Consider the following 24,766-nt stretch of genomic DNA (forward strand, 5'->3'; position numbering starts at 1 on the left):
CCGCGAGCCGCTGGGTGCCCTCGGGCCCGGCCGCGGCCGCGGCCCCGACCTCGGTACCGGAGCCGTTGCCGTTGCCGGTTCCGGTGTCCGCGACGGCCCAGCTCGGGACGCGCTCGTCGGCCTCGGTCGAGACGGCTTCGGCCGAGACGGCCGCGGCGCTCGCCGGGGTGGCCTCGGCCACGGCCGTGACGTCCGGCTGGGCCTCGGCGGCCTGCGCCAGCGCACCCGACGTACGCAGCGGAACCTCCTTGATGAACAGCGTGACGAAGAAGGCGATCAGTGCCATCGCGCCCGCGATCAGGAAGACGTCCGCGATGCCGTGCCCGTACGCGCTCTCCATGACCGTGCGCAGCGGCGCCGGCAGCGCGTCCATGTCCGGGATGCTGCTGTTGCTCGAACCGCCCGCGGCGGCCGCGTACTTGGGGTCGATCCCCGTCAGGCCGTCCTTGACGTAGTCGGTGATCCGGTTGGCCATCACCGCACCCAGCGCGGAGACGCCGATCGCGCCGCCGAGGGAGCGGAAGAAGGTCACCGTGGAGCTGGCCGAGCCGAGGTCCTCCGGCGCCACCTGGTTCTGCGTGGACAGGACCAGGTTCTGCATCATCATGCCGATGCCGAGACCCAGCAGCGCCATGAAGACGGCGACCCGCCAGTAGTCCGTGTCGTACCGGATGGTGCCCAGCAGGCCGAGCCCCGCGGTGATCAGGACACCGCCGCTGACCAGCCAGACCTTCCACTTGCCCGTCTTGGTGATGATCTGCCCGGAGACGGTGGAGGAGATGAACAGGCCACCGATCATGGGGATCGTCATGACACCCGACATGGTCGGGGACTTGTCCCGCGCCAGCTGGAAGTACTGGCTGAAGAAGACCGTGCCGGAGAACATCGCGACACCCACGAAGAGCGAGGCGACGGAGGAGAGGGTGATGGTCCGGTTGCGGAAGAGCCGCAGCGGGATGATCGGTTCCTTGGCCTTCGACTCGACGAGCACGAACAGCAGCCCCAGGGCGACGGCGCCACCGACCATGGCGTACGTCTGCCACGAGACCCACTCGTACTTGTCACCCGCGAAGGTGACCCAGACCAGCAGCAGCGAGACCGCGGCGGAGATGAGGAACGCGCCGCCCCAGTCGACCTTCACGTCCCGCTTCACGACGGGCAGGTGCAGGGTCTTCTGCAGCACGATCAGCGCGATGACCGCGAACGGCACACCGACGTAGAAGCACCAGCGCCAGCCGAGCCAGCTGGTGTCGGTGATGACACCGCCGAGCAGCGGGCCGCCGACGGTCGCGACTGCGAACGTGGCGCCGAGGTAGCCGGAGTACCGGCCGCGCTCGCGCGGGGAGATCATCGCCGCCATCACGATCTGCGCGAGGGCGGACAGACCGCCCACGCCGATGCCCTGCACCACGCGGCAGGCGATCAGCATGCCGGGGTTCTGCGACAGGCCCGCGGCGGCCGATCCCAGGACGTAGATGACGAGGGCTATCTGGACGAGCGCCTTCTTGCTGTACAGGTCGGCGAGCTTGCCCCACAGGGGCGTCGCGGCGGTCATCGACAGCAGCGCGGCGGTGACGACCCAGGTGTAGGCGGACTGGCCGCCGCCCAGGTCGCCGATGATCTCGGGCAGGGCGTTGGTGACGATCGTCGACGACAGGATCGCGACGAACATGCCGAGCAGCAGTCCGGAGAGGGCCTCCATGATCTGCCGGTGCGTCATCGGGGCGCCGTCGACGCCTCCGTGAGATGGGGGTCCCCCCGCTCGAGCGAAGTCGAGAGTGGGGGAGTGTGAGCCCCGCACACCGGCTGGTGTGGTCGTTGCCATGGGCTTCCTTTTCTTGTGATGCGTCATGCGGGTGTACGGGTGGTCTGCTCGACGAGGGGTGAGGGTGGGGCGGGGGGTATCGCCGGTACGGGCCTGCAGTCGCCGAAGCTGGTGCGCAGGCGGGCGAGCAGGGTGTTGAGCCGGTCGACCTCGTCGTCCGACCAGTCCGCCAGGTAGTGGACGAGCGCGTTCATGTAGCGCTCGGAGAGTTCGGCGAGCATGTCGCGTCCCGCGGGGGTGAGCCGCAGGATGCGTGAGCGTTTGTCGGCGGGGTCGGGGGAACGGTCGATCCAGCCGCGGTCCGCCACGTGTGCCACGTGGCGGCTCGTCACCGACATGTCGATGGCGAGCAGCTCCGCGAGCCGGCTCATCCGCATCTCGCCGTGCCGGTCGAGCAGGGTGAGCACGGCGGCGGACCCTGCCGGGCACTCGTGCGGGAGGACTCTGCCCAGGCCCCGCTTCACAGCACCGATGGCGCTGAGTTGCCGGGCCAGCTCCTCGTACTGACGCCGAGCAGCCATCGCACCTCCCTGATTTGTTGCTTCAGGCAACCATAAGAACTGTTGGTTGCTGCAGGCAAATGAAAGTGGGGGGCGTCGGCCTAAAACCTTGGCAAAGGCAAGTATTGCCAAACGTAAACGTGCAGGTGGGGTGGCTTTTGTGGGCGGGTGTTCGGCTGCGGGTGAGTGGGGGCTGATCGCGCAGTTCCCCGCGCCCCTGAGGTGAGTGGGGGTTTCGGCTCGTCTGTCAGGTGCGGGAACGCGTCGGAATGTCCGCCCGCAGCGCAAGACGAACCGCCCGCCGCCACCCGGCAACCGCAACCCAGTGTCCTCGTAAGCTGCGACCACACATCCCGCCACGTCCCCTCCGGCCGGTGCCCCGTCAGGGGCGCGGGGAACTGCGCGAGCAACCACGGCGGGCCGGTACATGGCGAACCGACGCGGCCACCGGTGTCTTTAGGGGCGCGGGGAACTGCGCGAGCAACCCAGACGGGCCGGCACGTGGCGATCCGGCCCAGGCCACGGGTTTTCAGGGGCGCGGGGAACTGCGCGAGCAACCACGGCGGCCCGCGGTCAACGAATCACCCCACCCCGCACCCACCACCCGAGCCGCCCCAAGGGGCACCCGGGTGGACGTTCACCTGAAGCGCCACCTAGAGTCCAGGCCCATGGCAAACACCCAGGGCCCCGAGGGCAACTACGACCCCGCGGGTAGCACCCAGATGTTCCGAGCGTTCGTCGACGACCCGCAGAGCACCCGCCAGCAGGCGGCCCCCGCGGGCCCCCGCATCGGCCTGATCGTCGGCGTGATCGTTGCCGTCGCGGTCGTGGCCGTCGTCGCCTGGCTCGCGCTCAAGTAGGACTCGCGCAGCTCTTCACGTAGGCCGGGGCACCGCAAGGCGCCCCCCCGCCTGCGCCTACTCGAACCGGACGGACACGTCCCGCGTCTCGACGTGCATGCCCAGCGGTACGCGCCACGCGTCGACGCACACCGTCCAGGTCTTCTCTTCCCGTGCGCCCGGAGCGATCGGCGCGGGAAGCTTCTCGGCCGACTCGACGGTCGCCCAGTCGATCCCGAGCGCCCCGATGATGTGCGTCCCGAGGGTCACCGTGCCCGAACGCACCGCGGTGCCACCGGTGTTGTGGAAACCGACGGTGACCTTCTCGCACCAGCGCTTGTCGGCGGGCTCCCGCTCGGGGTCGCCGATGTCGAGCACGGCGGGCCCGGGCTTCGCGGGACTCGTAGGGCTCGCGGGACTATCCGCGCCGCTCGGCGCTCCGGTGCCGGAACTCCCGCTCGCGGAACCGGAGTCCGAGCCGGAGTTGCTCCCGCCCGTCGACGGAGTCGTACGACCGTCACCGTCGGATCCCGACGCGGCCGGGCCGCTCCCGCCTCCGGGGCGGCCCGGAGACCCCGAACTCCCGTACCCAGAGCCGGATACCGGCCCGGCCGGCACCGAACTGCCCCCGCCCGTCGCCCCGTCGGGCGCCCCGGTTCCCTCCAGCGGTACCAACTCCACATCTCCGGTGGGGGCCACCGCCTCACCGGAGGGCGCGGGGCGCTGTACGGCGACGTAACCCTCATTGCCGTCGCCGGTCCCGCAGGCGGCGAGGAGCGTACCCAGACAGACGACAGCCGCCGAGGCACCCACAAGGGCACCCCGGCGACCACGAATCGACTCCTGACCCATCCGTCGGCGCATCGCGCCAGTGTGGCTGACGGGTCGTCAATTATAAACCCTCGGTCGGGATCTCAGTCGGAGATCAGACCTTCCCGCAGCTGCGACAGCGTCCGCGTGAGCAGCCGGGAGACGTGCATCTGTGAGATGCCGACCTCCTCGCCGATCTGCGACTGCGTCATGTTCGCGAAGAAGCGGAGCATGATGATCCGCCGCTCGCGGGGCGGGAGTTTGGCGAGCAGGGGCTTCAGGGACTCGCGGTACTCGACGCCCTCCAGCGCCGTGTCCTCGTAGCCGAGGCGGTCCGCGAGGGAACCCTCGCCGCCGTCGTCCTCGGGGGCCGGCGAGTCGAGCGACGACGCCGTGTACGCGTTGCCGACCGCGAGGCCGTCGACCACGTCCTCCTCGGACACGCCGAGGACGACGGCCAGTTCGGCCACGGTCGGCGAGCGGTCCAGCTTCTGGGAGAGCTCGTCACTGGCCTTGGTGAGGGCCAGTCGCAGCTCCTGGAGGCGGCGCGGCACCCGCACCGACCACGAGGTGTCCCGGAAGAAGCGCTTGATCTCGCCCACGACCGTCGGCATCGCGAACGTCGGGAACTCGACCCCGCGTTCGCAGTCGAAGCGGTCGATCGCCTTGATCAGGCCGATCGTGCCGACCTGGACGATGTCCTCCATCGGCTCGTTGCGTGACCGGAAACGCGCGGCCGCGTAACGCACCAGCGGGAGGTTGAGCTCGATGAGCGTGTCCCGTACGTAGGCACGCTCGGGGCTGTTCTCGTCGAGTGCGGCGAGCCGCAGGAACAGGGAGCGGGACAGGGTGCGGGTGTCGATGGCTTCCGAGGTCGGGGGAAAGGCCGGGGCTTCCACGGCCGGGACGGCCGGAACATCGGCAACGACACTGTGAAGCGCGTCTGGCGCGGGTTCGCTCTTCGTGAGCGTGAGCACCTTCGAGCTGCCCTGGTCTGCGGACATGCCACCCCCTTTGGGTCGCGGACGGTCGCGGCGGACGCTCCCGTCGAAGGAACGCAGCCTCCACCTGAATACCGGAGGTGGGGCTGCGGCAAACGCGTCACCGGAAGAATGTCACATGTCGGCAACACGCTGTAGTGACATGTCGACACAGGAGGGGTGAATAGGCCCTGGAAAAAGGGGGTCTGACGCTTTTTGGGCGCAGAAATGTCGTGAAAAGGCCTTGGAGGTGATTCGCTCTTTAGGGTTACGCCTCGATCCTGTTTGCGGATCGCAGTCTGGCGAAGCTGCGGGCGAGCAGTCTTGACACATGCATCTGCGAAACGCCCAGTTCGGCGCTGATCTGTGACTGCGTCAGATTGCTGTAGTAGCGCAGGAGAAGGATCCGCTGCTCCCGCTCGGGAAGCTGGACGAGCAGGTGCCGTACGAGGTCTCGGTGTTCGACCCCGTCGAGCGCGGGGTCCTCGTAGCCGAGCCGGTCCAGGAGCCCCGGCAGCCCGTCGCCCTCCTGGGCGGCCTCCAGCGAGGTCGCGTGGTACGAGCGTCCGGCCTCGATGCAGGCCAGGACCTCGTCCTCGGTGATCCGCAGCCGCTCGGCGATCTCACCGGTCGTGGGCGTGCGCCCGAAGGCCGTCGTGAGGTCCTCGGTCGCGCTGTTCACCTGGACCCACAGCTCGTGCAGCCGGCGCGGTACGTGGACCGTGCGGACGTTGTCCCGGAAGTACCGCTTGATCTCGCCGACCACCGTGGGCATCGCGAAGGTCGGGAACTGCACGCCCCGGTCGGGGTCGAAGCGGTCGATGGCGTTGATCAGGCCGATGGTGCCGACCTGGACGACGTCCTCCATGGGCTCGTTGCGCGACCGGAACCGGGCGGCGGCGTACCGCACCAGCGGGAGGTTCGCCTCGATCAGAGCGGCCCGCACCCGGCCGTGGTCGGGGCTTCCGGGTTCAAGGTGCTTGAGCTCGCCGAAGAGGACCTGGGTGAGGGCCCGGGTATCGGCCCCGCGGCGGCGCTGCGGGCCTTCCTCGGGGGTGTCGGGAAGGCGCTCCTGGGCTGGGGCCGAGGGTGGAGCCGGGGGCTCATGGGGCGGTGCTTGAGGCGCAGTACTGGCCGGCACGGTCAACTCCACCTCTGGGTCGGTCAACATCCGTCAACTCATCCGTCAAAAGCGGTCATAGCATCACAAGACATGTGCACTGTGTGCAAGCACCGCATAACTCCGTGTTGAGCGTCAGTTGGGGCCCGGGGAGGGTTCCTGGCGGGTTCCCGAGCGGGGCCGGAGACGCGAAACGGCCCCCCGCCGTTCAGGCGAGGGGCCGGGGGCGTGCGCCGGGCGCGCTTCAGAACTCGTAGTCGGCGATCACCCACGTGGCGAACTCACGCCACAGTGCGACGCCCGCCTGGTGCGCGGGGTGCTCGACGTACCGCTTGAGCGCGTCCGTGTCCTCGACCGCCGAGTTGATCGCGAAGTCGTACGCGATGGGCCGGTCGGTGATGTTCCACTCGCACTCCCAGAACTTCAGTTCGGGGATCTGTCCGCCGAGGGCGCGGAAGGCGGCGACGCCCTCGACGACGCGCGGGTCGTCGCGCTCCACACCCTCGTTGAGCTTGAAGAGGACCAGATGGCGGATCACGGGGACTCCTAGTTCTTGGCCCCGTCGGCGATCCACGTCATGAAGTCCCCGACGGCCTGAGCGGCATTCGAAATGCCCTCGAACCCTATCTGGACGTAGTCGGCGGCCTTGGCGGGGTCGGTGATGATCACGTACAGCGCGAACACGATGAGCACGTAGACGGCGATCTTCTTCGAATTCACCGCCATCGCGGCCTCCCCGTGTGCCTGCTGCCTGCTGTCTTGTCGGCTGCGCCTGTTGGGACCCCTGTTGCCGGCGGTGAGTGTAACCCGGACAGTTGATATGACGATCTTTCACGTCGTGCCGAGTGTTGTGCCGAGTTCGGAACGCACGAAGGGCCCCGTCTTTCGACGGGACCCTTCAGAAGCGGTAGCGGAGGGATTTGAACCCTCGGTGACTTGCGCCACACTCGCTTTCGAGGCGAGCTCCTTCGGCCGCTCGGACACGCTACCGAGAGAGATCCTAGCCCACGTTGGGCCGTGCTCCGAAATCGGTATTCGGCCCCGACCGGGCAGTTGCGCCGACGGCCGGATCAGCGGTCGCGGAAGAAGTCGGTGAGCAGCCGGGCGCACTCCTCGTCGAGTACGCCGGCGATCACTTCGGGCCGGTGGTTGAGCCGTCGGTCGCGTACGACGTCCCAGAGGGAGCCGGCCGCGCCCGCCTTCTCGTCGCGGGCGCCGTAGACCACGCGGTCCACGCGGGACTGCACGATCGCGCCCGCGCACATCGTGCAGGGTTCGAGGGTCACGACGAGCGTGCAGCCGCCGAGCCGCCATTCTCCGAGCTTCGCGGCGGCCCGCCGGATGGCGAGCACCTCGGCGTGGGCGGTCGGATCGCCGGTCGCCTCACGTTCGTTGTGGCCGGTGGCGAGGACCGTCGTGCCGTCCGGGGACAGCACGACGGCACCGACGGGGACGTCCCCGCCCCGGACGGCCGACCCGGCCTCGTCCAGGGCGAGCCGCATCGCCGCCCGCCAGCGGTCGCGTACGGGGTCCTGTTCCTCCTGAGCGCTCGGGGGAGTCAGCGGACGGTCTCCAGGACCTCCGCCGCGCCGAGCCGCTCGGCGATCTCACCGAGCGCGTCCGTGCTGTCCAGGGCCAGCAGCTCCTTCTCGTTCACGCCGAGGTCCGTGAGGACCTCGCGGTCTCCGATGGGTCCGGACGGCACGGTCTCACCCTTGGCGGTGACGCCGACGTCGTCCTCATCGTCGTCGTCGGCCTCGTTCTCGGGTTCACCGTCCTCCGTACCGTCGAGGTCGAGGGAGTCCAGGTCGGCGACGTCGTCGTCGCCGGGATCCCTTCCGAGCAGTTCGTCGGTGAGGAGGATCTCGCCGTACGAACTGCGGGCAGCGGCCGCTGCGTCCGAGACGTAGATACGAGGGTCCTCCTCGCCGTCCACGCGGACGACTCCGAACCACGCGTCCTCCTGCTCGATGTAGACGAGCACCGTGTCGTCGTCGACCGAGGCTTCGCGGGCCAGGTCGCTCAGATCCGACAGGGTCTCCACATCGTCGAGCTCTGTGTCGCTCGCTTCCCACCCGTCTTCGGTGCGCGCGAGCAGTGCGGCGAAGTACACCGTGACTCTCCCACTGGTCATAGACGTGCCGGTTGGGGGTCCCCCCGGCGGAGGCTGTGGGCGGGGAGTGCGTGTGCCGAGCCCCGCCCACTCGGAATCGTGGCAGAAACGGAGCGTTCAGGAGAGGTCTTCGGCTCGCTGTGTCCCGGTCGCGTCTCAGCGCCCGTTCGCGTGTCGCGTGCGTCACGCCGCCGTACGGCCTCACCTGGGCGCCCAGCACCCACCGACAGCGGGATCGTACGCCGACACGACCTCCGCCCCGTACGCGGCTTCCCGAGAGATCGTCGGGTGGGTCGCGCGGCGCCGACCTCGCGGGCGGGCGGTCTGCCTGTGCCGCGGCGGGACCTGCGCGGGCGGGACCACCGGCGGCCTACCAGCGGAATGTGCGCATACGCATGGCGTGGCGCAGCCGGGCCGTCTTGGCCCGCCGGGGCTGCACCCGGTCGCGCAGCTCGCGCGCCTCCGTGAGTTCCCGCAGGAACTGGGCGCGGCGCCTGCGTCGCGCGGCCTCGCTCACCGGGTCCTCGCGTTCCTCACGGCTCCGCTGCTCCGGGTCGGACATGGGCAACACCCCCAGTCGGTCCTTCCCACTTTCCCTCCGACGGGCGGTTTGATGCCAGCCAGGGTTTAACGGCGGGGCGAGGTGTGGGACGAGTCGGTGGCGGGCCGGGGGCGGGCGGCGGGAGCCCGGATACCCTTTGGGCATGCGTCTCCACGTCGTCGACCACCCTCTGGTCGCTCACAAGCTCACCACGCTGCGCGACCGTCGCACCGATTCCCCGACCTTCCGGCGGCTCGCCGACGAGCTGGTCACCCTGCTCGCCTACGAGGCCACCCGGGACGTGCGCACCGAGCAGGTCGACATCGTGACCCCGGTGTCCCCGACCACGGGCGTCAAGCTGTCCCACCCGCGCCCCCTCGTCGTACCGATCCTGCGGGCCGGCCTCGGCATGCTCGACGGCATGGTGCGCCTGCTGCCGACCGCCGAGGTGGGCTTCCTGGGCATGGTGCGCGACGAGGAGACGCTCCAGGCGTCCACGTACGCGACCCGCATGCCGGACGACCTCTCCGGCCGTCAGGTGTACGTCCTCGACCCGATGCTCGCCACCGGCGGCACGCTCGTCGCGGCGATCCAGGAGCTCATGAAGCGCGGCGCCGACGATGTGACGGCCGTGGTCCTCCTCGCCGCCCCCGAGGGCGTCGAGGTCATGGAGCGCGAGCTCGCGGGCACGCCCGTCACGGTCGTGACCGCGTCGGTCGACGAGCGCCTGAACGAGCACGGCTACATCGTCCCGGGCCTGGGCGACGCGGGCGACCGGATGTACGGCGCGGCCGAATAGACGGCAGCGGGCAGCCGGTACGGGCCCGCGCTCGTGCAGTGCGCGGGTCCGTACGGGGCCCGCTAGCAGCTCTTCTTCGTCGCCGAGGGCGTCGGTGCGGGCTTGGCCAACGTGGTCAGGGCCTTGTCGGCGTCCTCTTTCTTCGTCAGGGACTTGAAGGCCGTGCCGAGGATCAGGTCGACCTCCGCGGGCTTCGCGCGGGTGTCGGTCTTCAGCTCGGCGCCGGCGAGCTGCGTCGCGAGGACGGGGAGCGCTGCGTCGGAGGCCGCCTCGGCACCGAGGACTATCCCGGCGCCCTTGACCTTCTTGTCGTACGTCTTCGTCGCGTTGCCGACGTCGCCGATCTTGAAGCCGCGTTTCTTCAGCTCGTCGGCGGTGTCCTTGGCGAGGCCGCCTCGGGGGGTGGCGTTGAAGACGTTCACGGTGATCTGGGCGGGCTCGGGGAGGGCCTTGACCGGGCTTGCGGAGGGCGAGGGGGATGCCGTGCAGTCGGCGGCCGGTCCTGCCGCGGAAGCCTCGTCGCCGCCGCCTGTGAAGACGTCGATGAGCTGCAGCGTTCCCCAGCCGATCAGTCCGAGCGCGGCGACGGAGGCGACTACCGCGAGCGCGATTCTGCGGCGCCCTCGGTTTCTGCGCATCCGCGGGTACTTGTCCCCCGTGATTTTGTACTGGCCGCCCATGCCAGGGGGAGTCAGCATGCTCATGGGCGCAGCGTAGTGCGCCTTGGCGGCGATGCCTACTAGATGATCATTGACCGGGGGTCAGTCCAACCCGAAAGGGCCAATTCGCTCCGCGGGTCGCTCCGTGGGGGCGCGTTTTTTGGCTGCGGGCCGGTGGGGCTTGTCGCGCAGTTCCCCGCGCCCCTGGGTGGGTGGGGGGTTGTGCCGCGCGTCGGCCGCGGGCCGTCCGTGGCTGGGCGCGCAGTTCCCCGCGCCCCTGGAGGGGCGCCTCTGCCGAACCGGGCTACAAAGTCCCGCTCAGTCCAGTTCCAGGACTCGGGCGTGGAGGACCTGGCGTTGTTGGAGGGCGGCTCGGACGGCGCGGTGGAGGCCGTCTTCGAGGTAGAGGTCGCCCTGCCACTTCACGACGTGGGCGAAGAGGTCGCCGTAGAACGTGGAGTCCTCGGCGAGCAGGGTTTCCAGGTCGAGCTGGCCCTTGGTCGTCACCAACTGGTCGAGGCGGACCGGGCGTGGCGCGACGTCCGCCCACTGCCGGGTGCTTTCCCGGCCGTGGTCGGGGTACGGCCGGCCGTTTCCGATGCGCTTGAAGATCACACGGAAAGCCTACCGGTCAAGAGCTTCCGGGCGCAGCCATGGTGGCGGAGTGCGACGCTGGAAATGATGCTGTAAATAGGGGCAAACCGGTAATTCTCCTGGATCACCCTTTCAAGATCGGTTCGGATGCGGGCCGCGGACAGCCTTGGGCAAACCGGGAACAGGGGTCTGAAATGACTGACAGTGAAGCGCCGCCGGCAAAGGCACCCCAAGGCGTGAGCGGTGCTCCCGCGCTTCCCCGGCCGGTCCTCGAAATCGCCTCCGGGTACGCCTTCGCGGGCCCCGCGCTCGATCTGGGCGCCCTGTTGTGGGACGGGCGGTGCCTGCCGGACGTACAGATCCGGATCCCGCTGCCGATGCTCAACCGGCACGGGCTGGTCGCCGGGGCCACCGGTACGGGTAAGACGAAGACCCTGCAGCTCATCGCGGAGCAGCTGTCCGCGCAGGGCGTGCCGGTGTTCCTCGCCGATGTGAAGGGTGACGTCTCCGGGATCTCGGCGCCGGGGCAGGAGAACGACAAGGTGCGGGCACGGGCCGGGGAGGTCCGGCAGGAGTGGACGCCGGCCGGGTTCCCCTGCGAGTTCTACGCCCTCGGGGGCATGGGGCACGGCATCCCCGTACGCGCGACCGTCACCAGCTTCGGGCCGGTCCTGCTGTCCAAGGTGCTTCAGCTCAACCAGACCCAGGAGCAGTCGCTCGGCCTGATCTTCCACTACGCCGACCAGAAGGGTCTGGAGCTGGTCGACCTGTTGGACCTGCGGGCCGTGGTGACCTTCCTGACCTCCGACGAGGGGAAGTCCGAGCTCAAGGGCATCGGCGGGCTCTCCACGGCCACGGCCGGGGTGATCCTGCGCTCGCTGACGGCGTTCGAGGCGCAGGGGATGAGCCCGTTCTTCGGGGAGCCGGAGTTCGACACGAGCGAGCTGTCCCGCGTGTCGGGGGACGGGCGGGGCACGGTCTCCGTCCTGGAGCTGCCCGCCGTGCAGGACAAGCCGCAGCTCTTCTCCACGTTCCTGATGTGGCTGCTCGCCGACCTCTTCCACGATCTGCCGGAGGTCGGTGACGTGGAGAAGCCGAAGCTCGTCTTCTTCTTCGACGAGGCGCACCTGCTCTTCAACGACGTGTCGAAGGCCTTCCTGGACGCCGTCACCCAGACCGTCCGGCTGATTCGCTCGAAAGGTGTCGGCGTCTTCTTCGTCACGCAGACGCCCAAGGACGTGCCCGGGGATGTCCTCGCCCAGCTCGGCAACCGGGTGCAGCACGCGCTGCGCGCCTTCACCCCCGACGACCAGAAGGCCCTCGGGTCGACCGTGAAGACCTTCCCCAACTCCCCGTACGACCTGGAGGAGGTCCTCACCGTGCTCGGGACCGGCGAGGCCGTGGTCACCGTCCTCAGCGAGAAGGGCGCGCCGACGCCGGTCGCGGCGACCCGGCTGCGGGCGCCGGAGTCCCTGATGGGTCCCGTCGATCCGGCCGTCCTCGACCGGGCGGTCGAGCAGTCGCCGCTGTACGGGCGTTACGCGGAGGCGGTCGACCGGGAGTCGGCGTACGAGAAGCTGACGGCGAGGGAGGCGGAGGCCGCGTCCTCCCCGGCGCCCGCGGCGCCCTCGGCCCCCGCGGAGTCGGCTTCGTCGCGCGGCCGTGGTCAAAAGGCCGACGGCCAGGACTCCTCCGTCGTCGAGCAGGTCGTCGGCAGCGGTGTCTTCAAGTCCCTGGCGCGGAGCCTGGGTACGCAGATCGGTCGCGAGATCACCCGGTCGATCTTCGGAACGGCCCGGCGCAGGCGGTAGTCGGCGCCGGGGGTCCGGTCCGGTCCGGTTCGGCCCGGCGGAGGCGGTACAGGTCCGCCTCCGCCGGGCGGGCGGCTCAGTCGCGCTTGTGGTCCTTCGGCGGGGACTGCTGTTCCGGCGCGGGTTCCGGGGTGACCTGGTGGGTGTCACGCGTCGGCGTCGGCTTCGGGGCGTTGCGGAGGGATTCGGCGCGTACGAGGGCACGCAGGATCGCGTACGGGTCCTTCGACATGGGGGTCCTCTCGTGCTGCTGGGGGGAGGGGGAGCGGCCCGGAGCGGGACCGTCAGCAGCGGAGGACCATGCAGCGCTGGGCGCGCGGAGTGGGGGCGTACGGGGGTACGGGGTGGGCGTGTGGCCTCGGGCGCGGGTGTGCGGGGGCGGGTGGGCGTGTGGGGCGCTGGGGTACCAGGGGGCGGTGGCTCTGGCGGGCCGGTGGGCGTAGGGCCGTGTCCAGGAGGTCGTGGGGGTGTTCCAGGCCGGACTCGGTGGAGACGGCGGCCGGTGGTGCGGTGCGGGTTCCTGCGTGGCCGCCCACGGCGCTCACCGTGCACGTCGCGCACAGCACGGCCGCGAGCGCCATGAGGAACCGTGGCCAGGTGGGCCGACGGTTCCGGCGCTCGCGCCGTGGGGTGAACCGGTCGGGGCTCATGAGTGGTCATGTCCCCGGGACGGGTGGGTGGTTCATCGGCCGGGTCCCGAGAACCGCCCTCTTGGCGTACGCCGTCGCCTGCGGCGGGCTGCGTTTTCGGGTGCGGGCGAGTGGGGGCTTGTCGCGCAGTTCCCCGGGCCCCTGGGGTGGGTGGGGGTTCGGTGTGGTGTGTGGGTGCGGGTTCGTCTGGGCTGAGCGCGCGGTTCCCCGCGCCCCTTGAAGACGAAAGCCAGGGGCGCAGCCCCGCTTCAGGGGCGCGGGGAACCGCGCGACCAGCCCCCACCGGGCCCGCACTCGACCACCACCCAGCCCCACCTCAAAGCGCCCGCGGAGCGAACCGTGCCCGCCTGCGCAGCTGCACCGCCGTGATGATCTCCGTGATGCCGAGGGCCAGGAGCCAGCAGCCGCAGACCACCGTGAGGACGGCGACCGACTCGAAGGGGGAGACGATCAGGACGACACCAGCGAGGAGGCTGAGGACGCCGAGGAGGATCTGCCAGCCGCGGGCGGGGACGGACGGGTCGGACACGGCGGCCAGGGTCTGTGTCACGCCCCGGAAGAGCCAGCCGATGCCGATCCACAGGGCGAGCAGCAGGATCGACTGCATCGCCCCGCGGAAGCAGAACAGGCCGAGCAGGATCGACAGGGCTCCGCTGATGAAGGCCATGACCCGCAGGGAGGTCGCCGCGTGCGTACCGAAGGCGGAGACCAGTTGGAGTACGCCGCTGAGGAGCAGGTAGAGCCCGAAGAGCACCCCCGCCGCGAACAGCGTCGCCTCCGGCCACACCAGGATCATGACGCCGAGCACCAGTGTCGCGACCCCGGCGGCCAGTACGGCCTGCCAGGCGGTGCGCGTGAGGCGGAAGAGCGGATTCTCAGGTCCGCCGGGACCACCGAGTCCTCCGGAGCCACCGAGCCCTCCGGGTCCGCCGGGCCTCTCCGGCCGGTGCGGGTCGCGGGCCGCATGGACCCGCCGGTCGTCGTCCGACCCCCAGGGCGCTCCGCTCGGTACCTCGGCCATGCTCCATGCTCGGACCGGCCGTCGGCACCCCGCCACCCGGGACGGCCGACCGACTGACTCCTCCCCCGCAGCCCCCCTCGCAGTCCCCTCCCACGCGCCGCGGGTCTCCTACTCGCCGCAGGCCCTCACTTGCCGGCGGCCTTCGCCGCCTTCGCCGCCGCCTTCATCTCCTGCTTGTGCGCCCGTACCTTCACCAGCGATTCCGGCCCCGTGATGTCGGCCACCGAGCGGAAGGACTTGTCCTCCCCGTACGCACCGGCCGCCTCGCGCCAGCCCTTCGGGCGTACGCCGAGCTGCTTGCCCAGCAGGGCGAGGAAGATCTGCGCCTTCTGGGCACCGAAGCCGGGCAGCTCCTTGAGACGGCGGAGGAGTTCCTCGCCGGTCTTCACGCCCTCCCAGACCTTCGCCGCGTCCCCTTCGTAGTGCTCCACGAGGTACTGGCACAGCTGCTGGATCCGCTTCGCCATCGAGCCCGGGTAGCGGTGCACGGCCGGCTTCTCGGACAGCAGTGCCCCGAAGGCCTCGGGGTCGTGTGCCGCGATCTCGTGCGCGTCGAGATCGTCCGTGCCGAGGCGCTGCGCGATCGTGTACGGGCCCGCGAAGGCCCACTCCATCGGAACCTGCTGGTCGAGGAGCATGCCGACGAGCGCGGCGAGCGGGCTGCGGCCGAGCAGTTCGTCGGCCTCGGGCTGCTGGGCTAGATGAAGCGTGGCGTCCATGCTCCGATCATCGCAAGTGAGCGCCCGGGCCGCGCGTCATCGCGAGGGGGTCCCAAGTGGCCGCTCAGGCCGCGCGCCAGTACCCCAGCGCGTTCACCCGCTGTTTGGGCAGTGCCAGCTCCTTGCGGAAGTAGGCGGCCAGCGCCCGCGTCGTCGCCGTGTCGCAGGCGATCCAGACGTACGGGTCGGCCGCGTCCTTCAGAAGGTCCGGCACGGCCGCCTTCACCTGGGCCACCAGGTGCGCGCCCTTGTCGAGCCGGGGGACCGTACGGACGTCGTGGCGGTCCGGGTCCGCCTGGAGGGGCAGGCCGTCCAGGCCCTCCGCCGACTCGAACCAGATCGTCGTGGGCGCCGAACCCACCGCCCCGAGAAGGGAGTTGAGCGCGGGGAGGGAGGCCGTGTCCCCGATCGCCAGGACGTGGGAGGGCGCCGGGTCCGGGTCGGTGAACCCCGTGCCCTGGACCGTCGCCTCGATCGTGTCCCCCGGCTTCGCGGCCCGCGCCCAGTCGCTCGCGCACCCCTCGTGCAGCGCGAACTCCAGGCTGAAGGTTCCCGCGTCCGGATCCGGATCCACGAGTGTGTACGCCCGCTGGTGCGGCTTGCCCGCGTTGTCGAACCACAGCCGCACCCACATCGTCGGGTGCACCCCGGTCGCCGCGAGCATGCCGCCGTCGTCGAGGCGCACCCGGCGGTAGTGCTCGGTGACGTCCTCGGCTCCCGTGACCGTGAACACGAAGTCCTTGCCCCGGAACAGTTTGAGGACCGCGCCCTCCCAGCCGTGACCCTGCCCCATGACGTCTTCACCCTTCGCGTACGATTCCGGCGCGCCTTACTTAGGCGAGCCTAACCTAATCCACATGGGAGACGCAGGGTGACTGTCGAGATCTACCGTGATGCCTGGGGTGTCCCACATCTGCGCGCGGGCGACGCGCGTGAACTCGCCCACGCCCAGGGCCTGGCCACCGCCCACGACCGTGCCTGGCAACTGGAGGTCGAACGGCACCGGGCGCGCGGCACCTCGGCCGCGTTCCTCGGCGCCGACGCTCTCGGCTGGGACCGGTTCGCGAGACAGGCCCGTCTCGACGACACGGCGAGACGCTGCTTCACCGCACTGGAGAGACGGGACCCCGAGACGGCCGCCTGGGTCCGGGCGTACGTCGACGGGGTCAACCAGGGCCTGCCCGAAGGCGCCCGCCGCGCCCCCGAGTTCGCGACCGTCGGTCTCGCCACCTGCCGCTGGGAACCCTGGACCCCGCTCGGCGTCTGGCTCGCGACGCACATCCTCTTCGCCGGGTTCCCGGCCAAGCTCTGGCGCGAGGAGGTCGTACGCCATCTCGGTCCGGACGCGGTCGGTCTGTTCGCCACCGACGGGCCCGGCACCTCCGGCAGCAACGGCTGGCTCGTCACCGGCGAGCGCACCGCCACCGGCGGGCCGGTCGTCGCGGGCGACCCCCACCGCTACATCGAGGCCCCCGGCGTCTACCAGCAGATCCGCCTGTCCTGCCCGGAGTTCGACGTCGTCGGCCTCGCCGTACCGGGTGTCCCTGGCATCGCCCACTTCGGCCACACGGGCACGGTCGCCTGGGCGATCACCAACGCCATGGCCGACTACCAGGACCTGTACCGCGAGCGGATCCGGCGAATCGGCCGCGGCGAGGGTGTCGGAGCCGCCGACCGGGTGGAGGCCCTCGGCCCGGACGGGGCATGGCACCCCGCCTCCCGGCACACCGAGATCATCGAGGTGGCCGACGGCGACCCTGTCGAGGTGGAGGTGATCGAGACCGACCGCGGCCCGGTGGTCATCAACGGCGGCACCGACCCGTACGGAGACAGCGACGGCGGCGACGACACGGACGGTGGCAGCGGCCGGGACCGCGGCGGCGACGCCTCGACCGCTCCCCTCAGCCTCCGCCACCCGCCCCGCGTCACCGAAGACCTCGGCTTCTCCTCCCTCCTCCCTCTCCTTCGCGCCCGCCGGGTCGCCGACGTGGACCGCGCGTTCGACGACTGGGCCGAACCCGTCAACGTCGTCCAGGCCGCCGACACCGAGGGCGGCCTCCTGCACCGGGTCGCGGGCAGGGTCCCGGTCCGGAGCGAGGACAACCGCACGCGGATCGTCAACGCCTGGGAGCCCGGGCACGAGTGGCGCGGCTGGTACGCCCCCATGCCGCGCGGCACGGTCGACGACGGCATCGCGGTCATGGCGAACCAGAGGGGTCCGGCAACTCCGCTCGGCGTCGAGTTCGCCCCGCCCCACCGGGCCACCCGGCTGCGCGCACTCCTGGGCACCCGACGGGACTGGTCCGCCGCCGACATGGCCGCCCTCCACATGGACACCCATCTCGCCTCCGCCGCCCCGCTGTTGGACCACCTCGCCGCCCTCGACGGCCTCACCCCCGAGGCCGCCGCCCTGCGTGACCGGCTCCTCCACTGGGACCGCCACATGGCAGCCGACAGTACGGAGGCGGCCACCTACGCGGCGGTCCGGGGCGCGGTCGTACGCCGCCTCGCGGCCCACCCCGCCCTGGCCCCCCTTACCGAACCCCCGCTCCACCCCGAGGTCTTCCGCCCCTGGCTCGCACTCGTCCCGCGCGTGGCCTTCGCCCTCGAAAACCTGCTCAGGGCCGAGGAGCTGTACGGGATCGACCGTGCCGAGGTCGTCAGGGCCGCCGTCGAGGAGGTGGCCGGAGACCCGCCGAGGGGCACCTGGGGCGACACCCACCGCCTCGCTCCCTGGCGGGCGCTGCCGGATGCCTCGTACGACGAGAATGAACCCGGACTCTCCGGCGACCACGACTGCGTGCTGTGCACCTCGGCGGTGCCGGGGCTCACCGACCGGGCCGCTCGCGGTCCCGCCGCCCGCTATGTGTGGGATGTCGCGCGGCGCGAGAACAGCCTCTGGGTGGTGCCGTTCGGTGCCTCGGGCGTCCCGGACTCACCGCACCACCGCGATCAACTCCCCTTGTGGGTCAGGGGAGATCTCGTCCCCGTCGTGACCGACTGGACCGAGCTCATGGAGGACAGAACGATGACGCCCGAGCCGTACGCCGCGAGCCGTGAGGCCGTCCACGAGCAGGTCGTCGACGGTCTCGGCACGGTCCGCGTCCTGCGCGTGGACCCGGACGCCGACCTGGACGTGCTCCATGCCTGGGTGACGGCCGAGCGTGCCCGGTTCTGGGGCATGGGCGGCTTCGGCAGGGAGCAGGTGCTGGAGACGTACCGGCATCTCGACTCCCTCGACACCCACCACGCCTACCTGGCCGTCCTGGACGGCAGGCCGGCCGCGCTCTTCCAGACGTACGAGCCCGCGGCCGACCGGGTCAGTGAGTGCTACGAGGTGGAGCCGGGCGACATCGGCGTCCACCTGCTGATCGCGCCCGCCGGCGAGGGCGACGAGCGGCCGGGGTACAGCTCGGCGCTGCTGACCGCGTTCACCGTGTATGTGCTGCGCGTCCTCGACCGGCGCCGGGTCGTGGTCGAACCCGACCCCCGCAACGAGAAGGCGATCACCCGCCTGACCCGCCAGGGATTCGTGCTCGGACCGCCGGTCGTGCTCCCGGAGACAGACCTGCCGGAGGTGTACCTGCCGGCGAAGAAGGCCCAACTGGCGTTCCTGACAAGGGAAGCCGCGGGTTTCTAGGGGCTCGGAGGGCGACGACCGCCTCGGTGCGCCGCCCGGTGTTCCGCGCGTCGCGATCCGGTTGGCGCATCGACAACTCCCTTTGGGGCATGGTCGGTAGGTGGTCCATGACATCACTCCCGAAGCCCTGGTCGCCCACTACAAGCTGGAGCCCATCCCCAAGGAGGGCGGTCTGTTCGCCCGTACCTGGGCGGGCCCCGAACGGCCCGACGGCCGCCCCGAGGGGTCCGCGATAGTGGTCCTCCTGACCGCGGAACCCGATGACTTCTCCGCGCTCCACCGGCTCCCCGCCGCCGAGACCTGGCACTTCTATCTGGGGGATCCGCTGGAGATGCTGCTCCTGTCCCCCGACGGCACGTCCCGTACGGTCCTGCTCGGCCCCGACGTCCTCCGCGGTCAGCACCTCCAGTACACCGTGCCCGCACGCACCTGGATGGGCGCGCGGGTCGCGACCGCCACCGGCTGGTCGTTCTTCGGGTGCACGATGGCGCCCGGTTTCACCTACGAGGGGTACGAGCACGGGGACGCGGCGGAACTCACCGCCCGCTACCCGGACCGGGCTGCGCGGATCGCCGCGCTGAGCCGCCCGTGAGCGGCCCGGACGACGGACACCGCGACGGACACCGCCGCGGACTTCTCGGTGGACTTCTCGACGGGCAGGTCGCCCTCGTCACCGGAGCGTCGGGCGGCATCGGCCGGGGCATCGCGCTGCGGTTCGCCGAGGCGGGGGCGGCCGTGGCCGTCCACTTCCGTACGAACGCGGAGGCCGCCCGTGAAGTCGTCGGCCTCATCGAGGACTCGGGCGGACGCGCGGTCGCCCTGCGTGCGGACCTGACCGTCGAGGACGAGTGCCACCGCCTGGTGCGCGAGGCGGCCGACCGGTGCGGCGGCCGGCTGACGGCCCTGGTCAACAACGCGGGCGTACAGCCGGTCCAGGAGCTGCCCGGGATGACGGCGGGGGACTGGCGGGCGGTGGTCGACGCCAACGTGTCGAGTGTGTTCGCGTGTACTCAGGCGGCGGTGGAGGCCATGCGCGACGGAAGGGGGCAGGGTGATCGGAGTGACCGGAGCAACCCGGGCGTCCGGCGGGGCTCGTCCGGCGGGCCTGTGGGCAGCATCACGCACATCGCGTCCATCGAGGCCACACACCCCGCTCCCCTGCACGCCCACTACTCCGCGTCCAAGGCGGCCGTCGTCGCGCACGCGCGCTCGGCGGCCCTGGAGTACGGTCCCTACGGAATCCGCGTGAACACGGTCTCCCCGGGGCTGATCGACCGCGCGGGCCTCGCGGAGGCGTGGCCCGACGGCGTACGGCGCTGGCAACAGGCAGTGCCCACCGGGAGGCTGGGGCATCCCGAGGACGTGGGCGACGCCTGTGTGTTCCTCGCCTCGCCGATGGCCTCCTGGATCACCGGGCACGACCTGGTCGTGGACGGCGGGGTGTCGGCGCGGCCGACCTGGTGAACGCGGGTTCCGGGGCCCGTGTCGAGGCGGTCGCGGTCGGCCGGTGCGGTCGCGGGCCGTGTTGAACAAGGTGTCGCGTACATCCGTACTCCCACCGAGGCCGCAGCCGCAGACACAGATGTACATGGACGTGCAGTGCGAGCAGGACGAGCAGGACGAGCAGTAGGGAGAGGCGACGTGGGCCGAGCGCGCCGCATACACCGAGTGCTACGGGTAGTACGGGTGTCGGCGCCACGCCGGGCAGTCGCCCTCGTCGTCCTGCTGGGCACGCTGTTCCTGCTGGGCGGCGCGGGCCCGGCGTCCGCCCACTCGGCCGTGCGCGAGACGACCCCCGGCGAGGGAACCGTCCTCAAGTCCGCGCCGAAGCAGGTCACCATGACCTTCACCGAGTCGGTCGGCATCACCGACGACTCGCTGCGCGTCCTCAGCCCCGAGAACCGCCGGGTGAACGCGGGCGACACCGAACACGCGTCCGGCCGGTCCGACAGCGTCCGGGTGCCGCTCGACGACGGCCTGGCCGACGGCACGCACACCGTGGCCTGGCGGGTGGTCTCGGCGGACAGCCACCCCATCTCCGGCGCCTTCACCTTCTCCATCGGCAAACCGTCCTAGACCACGGCGTCCGTCTCCGCCGAGCCGGCCGTGAACCCCGCCTCGGGCGCGCTCTACGACATCGCCCGCTACGCCGCGTACGCCGCCGTCGCCCTGCTCATCGGCGCGGCCACCTTCGTCCTGGTCTGCCGCCCGCGCTCCGTCGAGCCGCTGCGCGGACTCGTCCGGGCCGGCTGGTGGGTCCTCGTCGCCACGACGGCCGCGCTCCTGCTGTTCCGCGGCCCGTACGAGCGCGGCACCGGCCCCTCCACCCTCCTCGACTCCGAACTCATCGAGAACACCCTGACCAGCAGGCCTGGTTGGGCCCTGCTGGCCCGGCTCGCGCTCCTTGCTGGGGCGGCGGTCTTCCTCGTACGGCTCGGTCGGGGCGCGTCGGCGGAGACGGAGGGTCCGGAGGTCTCGGCGGGACAAGAGGACCGGGAAGACCGGGAAGACCGGGAAGACCGGGAGCGGCCGAAGCCGGTCGTGCTCGCGGTCGGTGGGCTTCTCGCCGTCGGTCCGGCGGGCACCTGGGCGGCCGCCGAGCACGCGTCCGCCGGGATCCAGGTGCCCCTGGCGATGACCTCCTCCGTACTGCACCTGCTGGCGATGGCGGTCTGGCTGGGCGGTCTCGCGGCGCTCCTCACCACGCTCCACCGCTCGGAGGCGCTGCTCTCGGCGGCCTCCGTGGCCCTCTTCTCGCGCCTCGCGTTCGCCTCGGTCACCGTCCTCGTGGTGACCGGCGTCTACCAGTCCTGGCGGGGGCTCGGCTCGTGGGACGCGGTGTTCGACGCGTCGTACGGCCGGATCCTCGTCGCCAAGGTGTGCGCGGTGGTCCTGCTGCTGGCGGCGGCGGGCTTCTCGCGCCGCTGGACGGGCCGCCTGACGGACGCGGAGGAGCCCTTGCGGGTCCCGGTGCTGGAGACGGTGGGGGCGCGTGCGGGCGGGGGCGCCGACTCCGGCCCCGGGGCGGGTGGTTCGAGTGGGGACGCCGGGGGGTCCACGTCGGCCGCGTCCGGAGACGGGTCCGACGAGAAGCCCGAGAGCGAGTCCGGGCCGACCCCTGTGCCCGGCGCCCGCCGAGGCGCCCTGCGCCGCTCGGTCCTGGCCGAGGTCGTCGTGGGTGTGGTCGTCCTGGTCATCACGACGGTTCTCACCGGTACGCAGCCGGGGCGCGCCGAGATCGAGACGGCGGCGGCCGAGGAGACCGCGGCGGCCGGTCAGCGGACCGCGTCGACGACTCTGATCCCCTTCGACGTCGGTACCCCGGGCGGCGACGGCAAGGTCCAGATCGTCCTGGAACCGGGCCGCGTCGGCGAGAACACGGTCGAGGCGGTCGTCATCGGCCCCGACGGAGGCATCGCCACGGTCCCCGAGATCCGCCTCTCCTTCACCCTCGCCTCCCAGAAGATCGGCCCCATCGACGCCGGGCTCACCGACAAGGGCGGCTTCTGGGGCACCTCGTCCCTCAACCTCCCCATCCCGGGCACCCGGACGATGAAGGTCACCATCCGCACGTCGGACATCGACCAGGTGTCGGAGACCCGCCGGGTGAAGATCCTCCGCTGACCCCGGTCGCCCGGTCAGGGCTCCCAGTGCGCGAGTCGGCGGAGGGCCACGGCGGTACGTACGAACTCGTCGTCGCCGAGGAGATCCCGCACCTCGCCGTTGAAACGGTCGATCTCGGGCTGGGCGGCGCGCAGGGCACCGGCGCCCTCGGACGTCAACTCCAGTGTCACGGCCCGGTGTTCGCGCGGGTGCGCCTGCTTGGTGACGAGACCGGCCGTGGTGAGCCGGGTGACGAGCGCGGTGACGGCGGACTCGCGCAGCCCCAGGGTGCGGGCCAGCTCCCGCTGGGTGACGCCGGGTTGCTCGCGCACGGCGAACAGTGCGCCGAGCTGCGCCGTGGTGATCCCGGCGGCGGCCAGACAGCGCCGGTCCGCGGTCGTACGCAACTGGTGGGCCGCGCGCTGGAGATGGAAGAAGAGGCGCGGGTCGGGCTCGGGGGTGTCCCCGGGGTCGGGGCCGGTCTCGGACATGGGGCGATCTTGACAGATCCGGCGGGTGCGCGAGATTCTCACTTCACTGGTGAAGTGAGGTGCGGTGTGAGCGATATCCCGGATCTGGCGGCCGCCCAGAAGGTGCTGGCGGCCCAGCCCTTCAGCAACCTGGTCGGTGCCCGCCTGGTGTCCTTCGGGGACGGTGAGGCGACGCTTGAGCTGGACATCCGCGACGACCTGCGTCAGCAGTACGGCTTCCTGCACGGCGGTGTGCTGGGTTACGCGGCGGACAACGCGCTGACCTTCGCCGCGGGCGCAGCGACCCACTCCCGGCTGATCACCGCCGGCTTCACCATCGACTATCTGCGCCCGGCCGAGGGCGTACTGCTGCGGGCCCGCGCGCAGGTCGTCCGGGCCGGCCGCACCCGCGTCGTCTGCCGCTGCGACCTGTCCACCGTGGACGACGAGGGCGCCGAGAGCCTGTGTGCCGTGGCACAGGGCACGATCGCGGTGCTGGGCTCCCCGGAGGAGTCGCAGGAGTCGCAGGAGTCGCAGGAGTCGTAGGCCGGGGGAATCGGGGGAAGGCGCGATCAGGGGTCGAGCTTGAGGACGACGTACCCCTCGACGGTGCCGACGAGCGAGTAGTCGGCGCGGGGGTGGAGCTGCCGCGCGCGGGCCTCGATGTCGCGGATCCGGTCGCGGGGATTCTGCAGGGCGATGTAGTCGGGGGTGATTCCGCGGGTGTCGCCCACCCACAGGACACGGCAGCGTGAGGTGAGGCGGCTGCTGGGGCGGATGTCGGCCTCGACGGTCGCGCCGTCCGGGATCCGGTCCAGGAGACGCTCCACCGCGGTGACCCGGGCGGGCTTGCGGTAGGCGGCGGGCTCGGTCAGCACGGCCATCGGGAGCGTGGTCGTGAGCGACAGCGCGGCCGCGGCGACGGCCGTCGGCAGATGGTGCGCGTACGTACGCAGCCAGGGCCGCGGGCTGTACCGGGCACCGGCGAGGGCGTCGACGAGGGCGAGCGCGACGACGGGCATCAGGACCGCGCTGTAGTGCCAGTCGGTCCCCCAGTAGTGGTCGTCGGAGGAGAGGAACCGCCATCCGAGCGTGGGCAGCGCGACGGCGGACAGCGTGGAGCGCAGCGCCAGCAGCCCGGTGGTCGGAACCAACAGCCAGGCGAGGGTGCGGAGTTTCTCGCCCGCACCGTCGAGGAGGGTCGAGCCGCCGTCGACCTTGGCCCAGTAGTCGTAGCCGCCGGTCGTGTTGAAGGCGGGGATGACGACGACGAGTGCGACCAGGGTGGCGGCGATGCCCAGGGCCGCCACGGCGAGGGCGTACAGGATCGTGCGCCGGGAGTCGCGGCGGCATCGCAGGGCGACGACGAGGGCGATGGCCGCCACCGTCACCCCGAGGTCCTCCTTGACCAGCACCAGCGGCAGCGCCCACAGCAGCGCCGCGCGCCACCGCCGGGCCAGGATCGCCTCCAGGCTGAAGGCGATCAGGGGCACGGCGAAGCAGATCTCGTGGAAGTCGAAGTCGACGGCACGCTGGATGCCCCAGGACAGGCCGTACGCGATGCCAAGAGCGAGCCCGCGTGGACGCCCGAGCAGCCGGGCGGCCGCACGGGTCACCGGTACGGCCGACAGTGCGAACAGCGCGGCCTGCGCGACGAGCAGGGTGACGGGGGAGGGGAAGACCCGGTAGACGGGGGCGAGGAGAGCGGTGACCGGGCTGAAGTGGTCGCCCAGGACATTGGCCCCGGGCCCCTTCAGATCGACGACGGGCGCCTGGAGGTGCGCGTACGCGCGGACGGCCTGCTCGAAGATGCCGAGGTCCCAGGAACGGGTGGCCAGATGCCGGTAGCGGGCGAGGGAGAGAGCCGTGTAGGCGGCGAAGAGGGCGACCGCGAGGAGATACGGGTCGAGCCGCCCTGGTCGGCCGGGGCGGCGGGGGCGCCGGTCACGCGGGGGGAGCGCGACCGGCCCGGGTATCGCGGACCCGGGTGAGGCCCGTATCGGCTGCGGCGCTTGTACCGCTGTCCGTATCGGTGTCCGTGGCGGTACCTGGACCGGTATTCGTATGGGTGC

The 24,766-nt window shown here is 71.2% G+C and carries 26 protein-coding genes, 1 tRNA gene and 1 pseudogene; 8 read left to right on the forward strand and 20 right to left on the reverse strand.

All coding sequences use genetic code 11. The features are described from left to right. Both O3Q52_RS20700 and O3Q52_RS20705 read right to left on the reverse strand, forming a co-directional pair. On the reverse strand, positions 1-1,825 hold a 1,825-nt coding region (locus tag O3Q52_RS20700), incomplete at its 3' end, for an MDR family MFS transporter (protein WP_269650273.1). A gap of 23 nt (positions 1,826-1,848) precedes the next feature. Continuing rightward, positions 1,849-2,346 (reverse strand): MarR family winged helix-turn-helix transcriptional regulator, encoded by a 498-nt coding sequence (locus O3Q52_RS20705; RefSeq protein ID WP_269650274.1) that lies wholly within the window; start codon positions 2,344-2,346, stop codon positions 1,849-1,851. A gap of 647 nt (positions 2,347-2,993) precedes the next feature. Here O3Q52_RS20705 and O3Q52_RS20710 point away from each other — a divergent pair. After that, positions 2,994-3,185 carry a hypothetical protein gene (locus O3Q52_RS20710; RefSeq protein WP_055618259.1) on the forward strand — a complete coding sequence of 64 codons (192 nt, stop codon included), beginning with the start codon at positions 2,994-2,996 and terminating at the stop codon, positions 3,183-3,185. 57 nt (positions 3,186-3,242) lie between these two features. On the opposite strand, the gene O3Q52_RS20715 is transcribed toward O3Q52_RS20710, so the two are convergent. The 9 genes from O3Q52_RS20715 to O3Q52_RS20755 all read right to left on the reverse strand — a co-directional run bounded on the left by O3Q52_RS20715 (position 3,243) and on the right by O3Q52_RS20755 (position 8,749). After that, entirely contained in the window at positions 3,243-4,028 is a 786-nt protein-coding gene (locus O3Q52_RS20715; RefSeq protein ID WP_269650275.1) for a hypothetical protein, read from the reverse strand. A 50-nt stretch (positions 4,029-4,078) separates the two neighbouring features. Beyond that, positions 4,079-4,978 (reverse strand): RNA polymerase sigma factor SigF, encoded by a 900-nt coding sequence (locus tag O3Q52_RS20720; protein WP_269650276.1) that lies wholly within the window; start codon positions 4,976-4,978, stop codon positions 4,079-4,081. Between the two features lie 244 nt (positions 4,979-5,222). Continuing rightward, positions 5,223-6,125 (reverse strand): RNA polymerase sigma factor SigF, encoded by a 903-nt coding sequence (locus O3Q52_RS20725; protein ID WP_269650277.1) that lies wholly within the window; start codon positions 6,123-6,125, stop codon positions 5,223-5,225. 193 nt (positions 6,126-6,318) lie between these two features. Beyond that, the gene (locus O3Q52_RS20730; RefSeq protein ID WP_269650278.1) at positions 6,319-6,612 is read right to left on the reverse strand and encodes a Dabb family protein; all 294 of its coding nucleotides are present in this window, start codon (positions 6,610-6,612) and stop codon (positions 6,319-6,321) included. Between the two features lie 8 nt (positions 6,613-6,620). Further along, positions 6,621-6,800, reverse strand: coding sequence for a hypothetical protein (locus O3Q52_RS20735; protein WP_055618264.1), 180 nt, complete (start codon positions 6,798-6,800; stop codon positions 6,621-6,623). Between the two features lie 179 nt (positions 6,801-6,979). Next, positions 6,980-7,064, reverse strand: a tRNA-Ser gene (locus tag O3Q52_RS20740). 80 nt (positions 7,065-7,144) lie between these two features. Further along, positions 7,145-7,576, reverse strand: coding sequence for a tRNA adenosine(34) deaminase TadA (tadA, locus tag O3Q52_RS20745; protein WP_269650279.1), 432 nt, complete (start codon positions 7,574-7,576; stop codon positions 7,145-7,147). A 56-nt stretch (positions 7,577-7,632) separates the two neighbouring features. Further along, complete coding sequence (locus O3Q52_RS20750) at positions 7,633-8,187, reverse strand: hypothetical protein (RefSeq protein WP_269650292.1); 555 nt, start codon at positions 8,185-8,187, stop codon at positions 7,633-7,635. Between the two features lie 370 nt (positions 8,188-8,557). Continuing rightward, positions 8,558-8,749 carry a hypothetical protein gene (locus O3Q52_RS20755; RefSeq protein ID WP_269650280.1) on the reverse strand — a complete coding sequence of 64 codons (192 nt, stop codon included), beginning with the start codon at positions 8,747-8,749 and terminating at the stop codon, positions 8,558-8,560. A 142-nt stretch (positions 8,750-8,891) separates the two neighbouring features. On the opposite strand from O3Q52_RS20755, the gene upp reads away from it, so the two are divergent. Next, entirely contained in the window at positions 8,892-9,527 is a 636-nt protein-coding gene (upp, locus tag O3Q52_RS20760; RefSeq protein ID WP_143643421.1) for a uracil phosphoribosyltransferase, read from the forward strand. Between the two features lie 62 nt (positions 9,528-9,589). On the opposite strand, the gene O3Q52_RS20765 is transcribed toward upp, so the two are convergent. Further along, positions 9,590-10,231, reverse strand: a complete 642-nt coding sequence (locus O3Q52_RS20765) for a LytR C-terminal domain-containing protein (protein ID WP_269650281.1) — start codon at positions 10,229-10,231, stop codon at positions 9,590-9,592. Between the two features lie 273 nt (positions 10,232-10,504). Beyond that, positions 10,505-10,801, reverse strand: a complete 297-nt coding sequence (locus tag O3Q52_RS20770) for a type II toxin-antitoxin system VapB family antitoxin (RefSeq protein WP_003999914.1) — start codon at positions 10,799-10,801, stop codon at positions 10,505-10,507. Positions 10,802-10,974: 173 nt separating this feature from the next. On the opposite strand from O3Q52_RS20770, the gene O3Q52_RS20775 reads away from it, so the two are divergent. Next, on the forward strand, positions 10,975-12,591 hold the full coding sequence (locus O3Q52_RS20775) for a helicase HerA-like domain-containing protein (protein WP_269650282.1): 1,617 nt from the start codon (positions 10,975-10,977) through the stop codon (positions 12,589-12,591). 76 nt (positions 12,592-12,667) lie between these two features. Here O3Q52_RS20775 and O3Q52_RS20780 read toward each other — a convergent pair whose 3' ends face one another. The 5 genes from O3Q52_RS20780 to O3Q52_RS20800 all read right to left on the reverse strand — a co-directional run bounded on the left by O3Q52_RS20780 (position 12,668) and on the right by O3Q52_RS20800 (position 15,774). Continuing rightward, complete coding sequence (locus O3Q52_RS20780; protein WP_269650283.1) at positions 12,668-12,823, reverse strand: hypothetical protein; 156 nt, start codon at positions 12,821-12,823, stop codon at positions 12,668-12,670. Positions 12,824-12,875: 52 nt separating this feature from the next. Next, positions 12,876-13,241 carry a hypothetical protein gene (locus tag O3Q52_RS20785; protein WP_269650284.1) on the reverse strand — a complete coding sequence of 122 codons (366 nt, stop codon included), beginning with the start codon at positions 13,239-13,241 and terminating at the stop codon, positions 12,876-12,878. A 316-nt stretch (positions 13,242-13,557) separates the two neighbouring features. Continuing rightward, positions 13,558-14,262 (reverse strand): HdeD family acid-resistance protein, encoded by a 705-nt coding sequence (locus O3Q52_RS20790; RefSeq protein ID WP_269650285.1) that lies wholly within the window; start codon positions 14,260-14,262, stop codon positions 13,558-13,560. A gap of 125 nt (positions 14,263-14,387) precedes the next feature. Continuing rightward, positions 14,388-14,981, reverse strand: coding sequence for an HhH-GPD-type base excision DNA repair protein (locus O3Q52_RS20795; protein ID WP_269650286.1), 594 nt, complete (start codon positions 14,979-14,981; stop codon positions 14,388-14,390). 64 nt (positions 14,982-15,045) lie between these two features. Then, on the reverse strand, positions 15,046-15,774 hold the full coding sequence (locus O3Q52_RS20800) for a siderophore-interacting protein (protein ID WP_269650287.1): 729 nt from the start codon (positions 15,772-15,774) through the stop codon (positions 15,046-15,048). 78 nt (positions 15,775-15,852) lie between these two features. Here O3Q52_RS20800 and O3Q52_RS20805 point away from each other — a divergent pair, with 78 nt between their 5' ends. The 4 genes and pseudogenes from O3Q52_RS20805 to O3Q52_RS20820 all read left to right on the forward strand — a co-directional run bounded on the left by O3Q52_RS20805 (position 15,853) and on the right by O3Q52_RS20820 (position 22,245). Then, a complete protein-coding gene (locus O3Q52_RS20805; RefSeq protein ID WP_269650288.1) occupies positions 15,853-18,621 on the forward strand; it encodes a GNAT family N-acetyltransferase in 2,769 nt (922 codons plus the stop codon). A 112-nt stretch (positions 18,622-18,733) separates the two neighbouring features. After that, the gene (locus O3Q52_RS20810) at positions 18,734-19,213 is read left to right on the forward strand and encodes a cupin domain-containing protein (protein ID WP_269650293.1); all 480 of its coding nucleotides are present in this window, start codon (positions 18,734-18,736) and stop codon (positions 19,211-19,213) included. Further along, positions 19,210-20,085: an SDR family NAD(P)-dependent oxidoreductase gene (locus O3Q52_RS20815; protein WP_269650289.1), complete on the forward strand. Its 876-nt coding sequence runs from the start codon at positions 19,210-19,212 to the stop codon at positions 20,083-20,085. Before O3Q52_RS20810 ends, O3Q52_RS20815 begins: the two co-directional genes overlap by 4 nt. Before the next feature lie 222 nt (positions 20,086-20,307). Beyond that, positions 20,308-22,245 (forward strand): annotated as a pseudogene (locus O3Q52_RS20820) (copper resistance CopC/CopD family protein). Positions 22,246-22,259: 14 nt separating this feature from the next. Here the strand turns inward: O3Q52_RS20820 and O3Q52_RS20825 are convergent. Next, positions 22,260-22,715 (reverse strand): MarR family winged helix-turn-helix transcriptional regulator, encoded by a 456-nt coding sequence (locus O3Q52_RS20825; protein WP_269650290.1) that lies wholly within the window; start codon positions 22,713-22,715, stop codon positions 22,260-22,262. Positions 22,716-22,781: 66 nt separating this feature from the next. Here O3Q52_RS20825 and O3Q52_RS20830 point away from each other — a divergent pair, with 66 nt between their 5' ends. Continuing rightward, positions 22,782-23,240, forward strand: a complete 459-nt coding sequence (locus tag O3Q52_RS20830; protein WP_269650291.1) for a PaaI family thioesterase — start codon at positions 22,782-22,784, stop codon at positions 23,238-23,240. 26 nt (positions 23,241-23,266) lie between these two features. Here O3Q52_RS20830 and O3Q52_RS20835 read toward each other — a convergent pair whose 3' ends face one another. Then, positions 23,267-24,670: a DUF2079 domain-containing protein gene (locus O3Q52_RS20835; RefSeq protein WP_269650294.1), complete on the reverse strand. Its 1,404-nt coding sequence runs from the start codon at positions 24,668-24,670 to the stop codon at positions 23,267-23,269. Positions 24,671-24,766: the final 96 nt, after the last annotated feature.

Origin of the sequence: Streptomyces sp. ActVer, from assembly GCF_027270795.1 — a bacterium.
Lineage (GTDB): Bacteria > Actinomycetota > Actinomycetes > Streptomycetales > Streptomycetaceae > Streptomyces > Streptomyces umbrinus_A.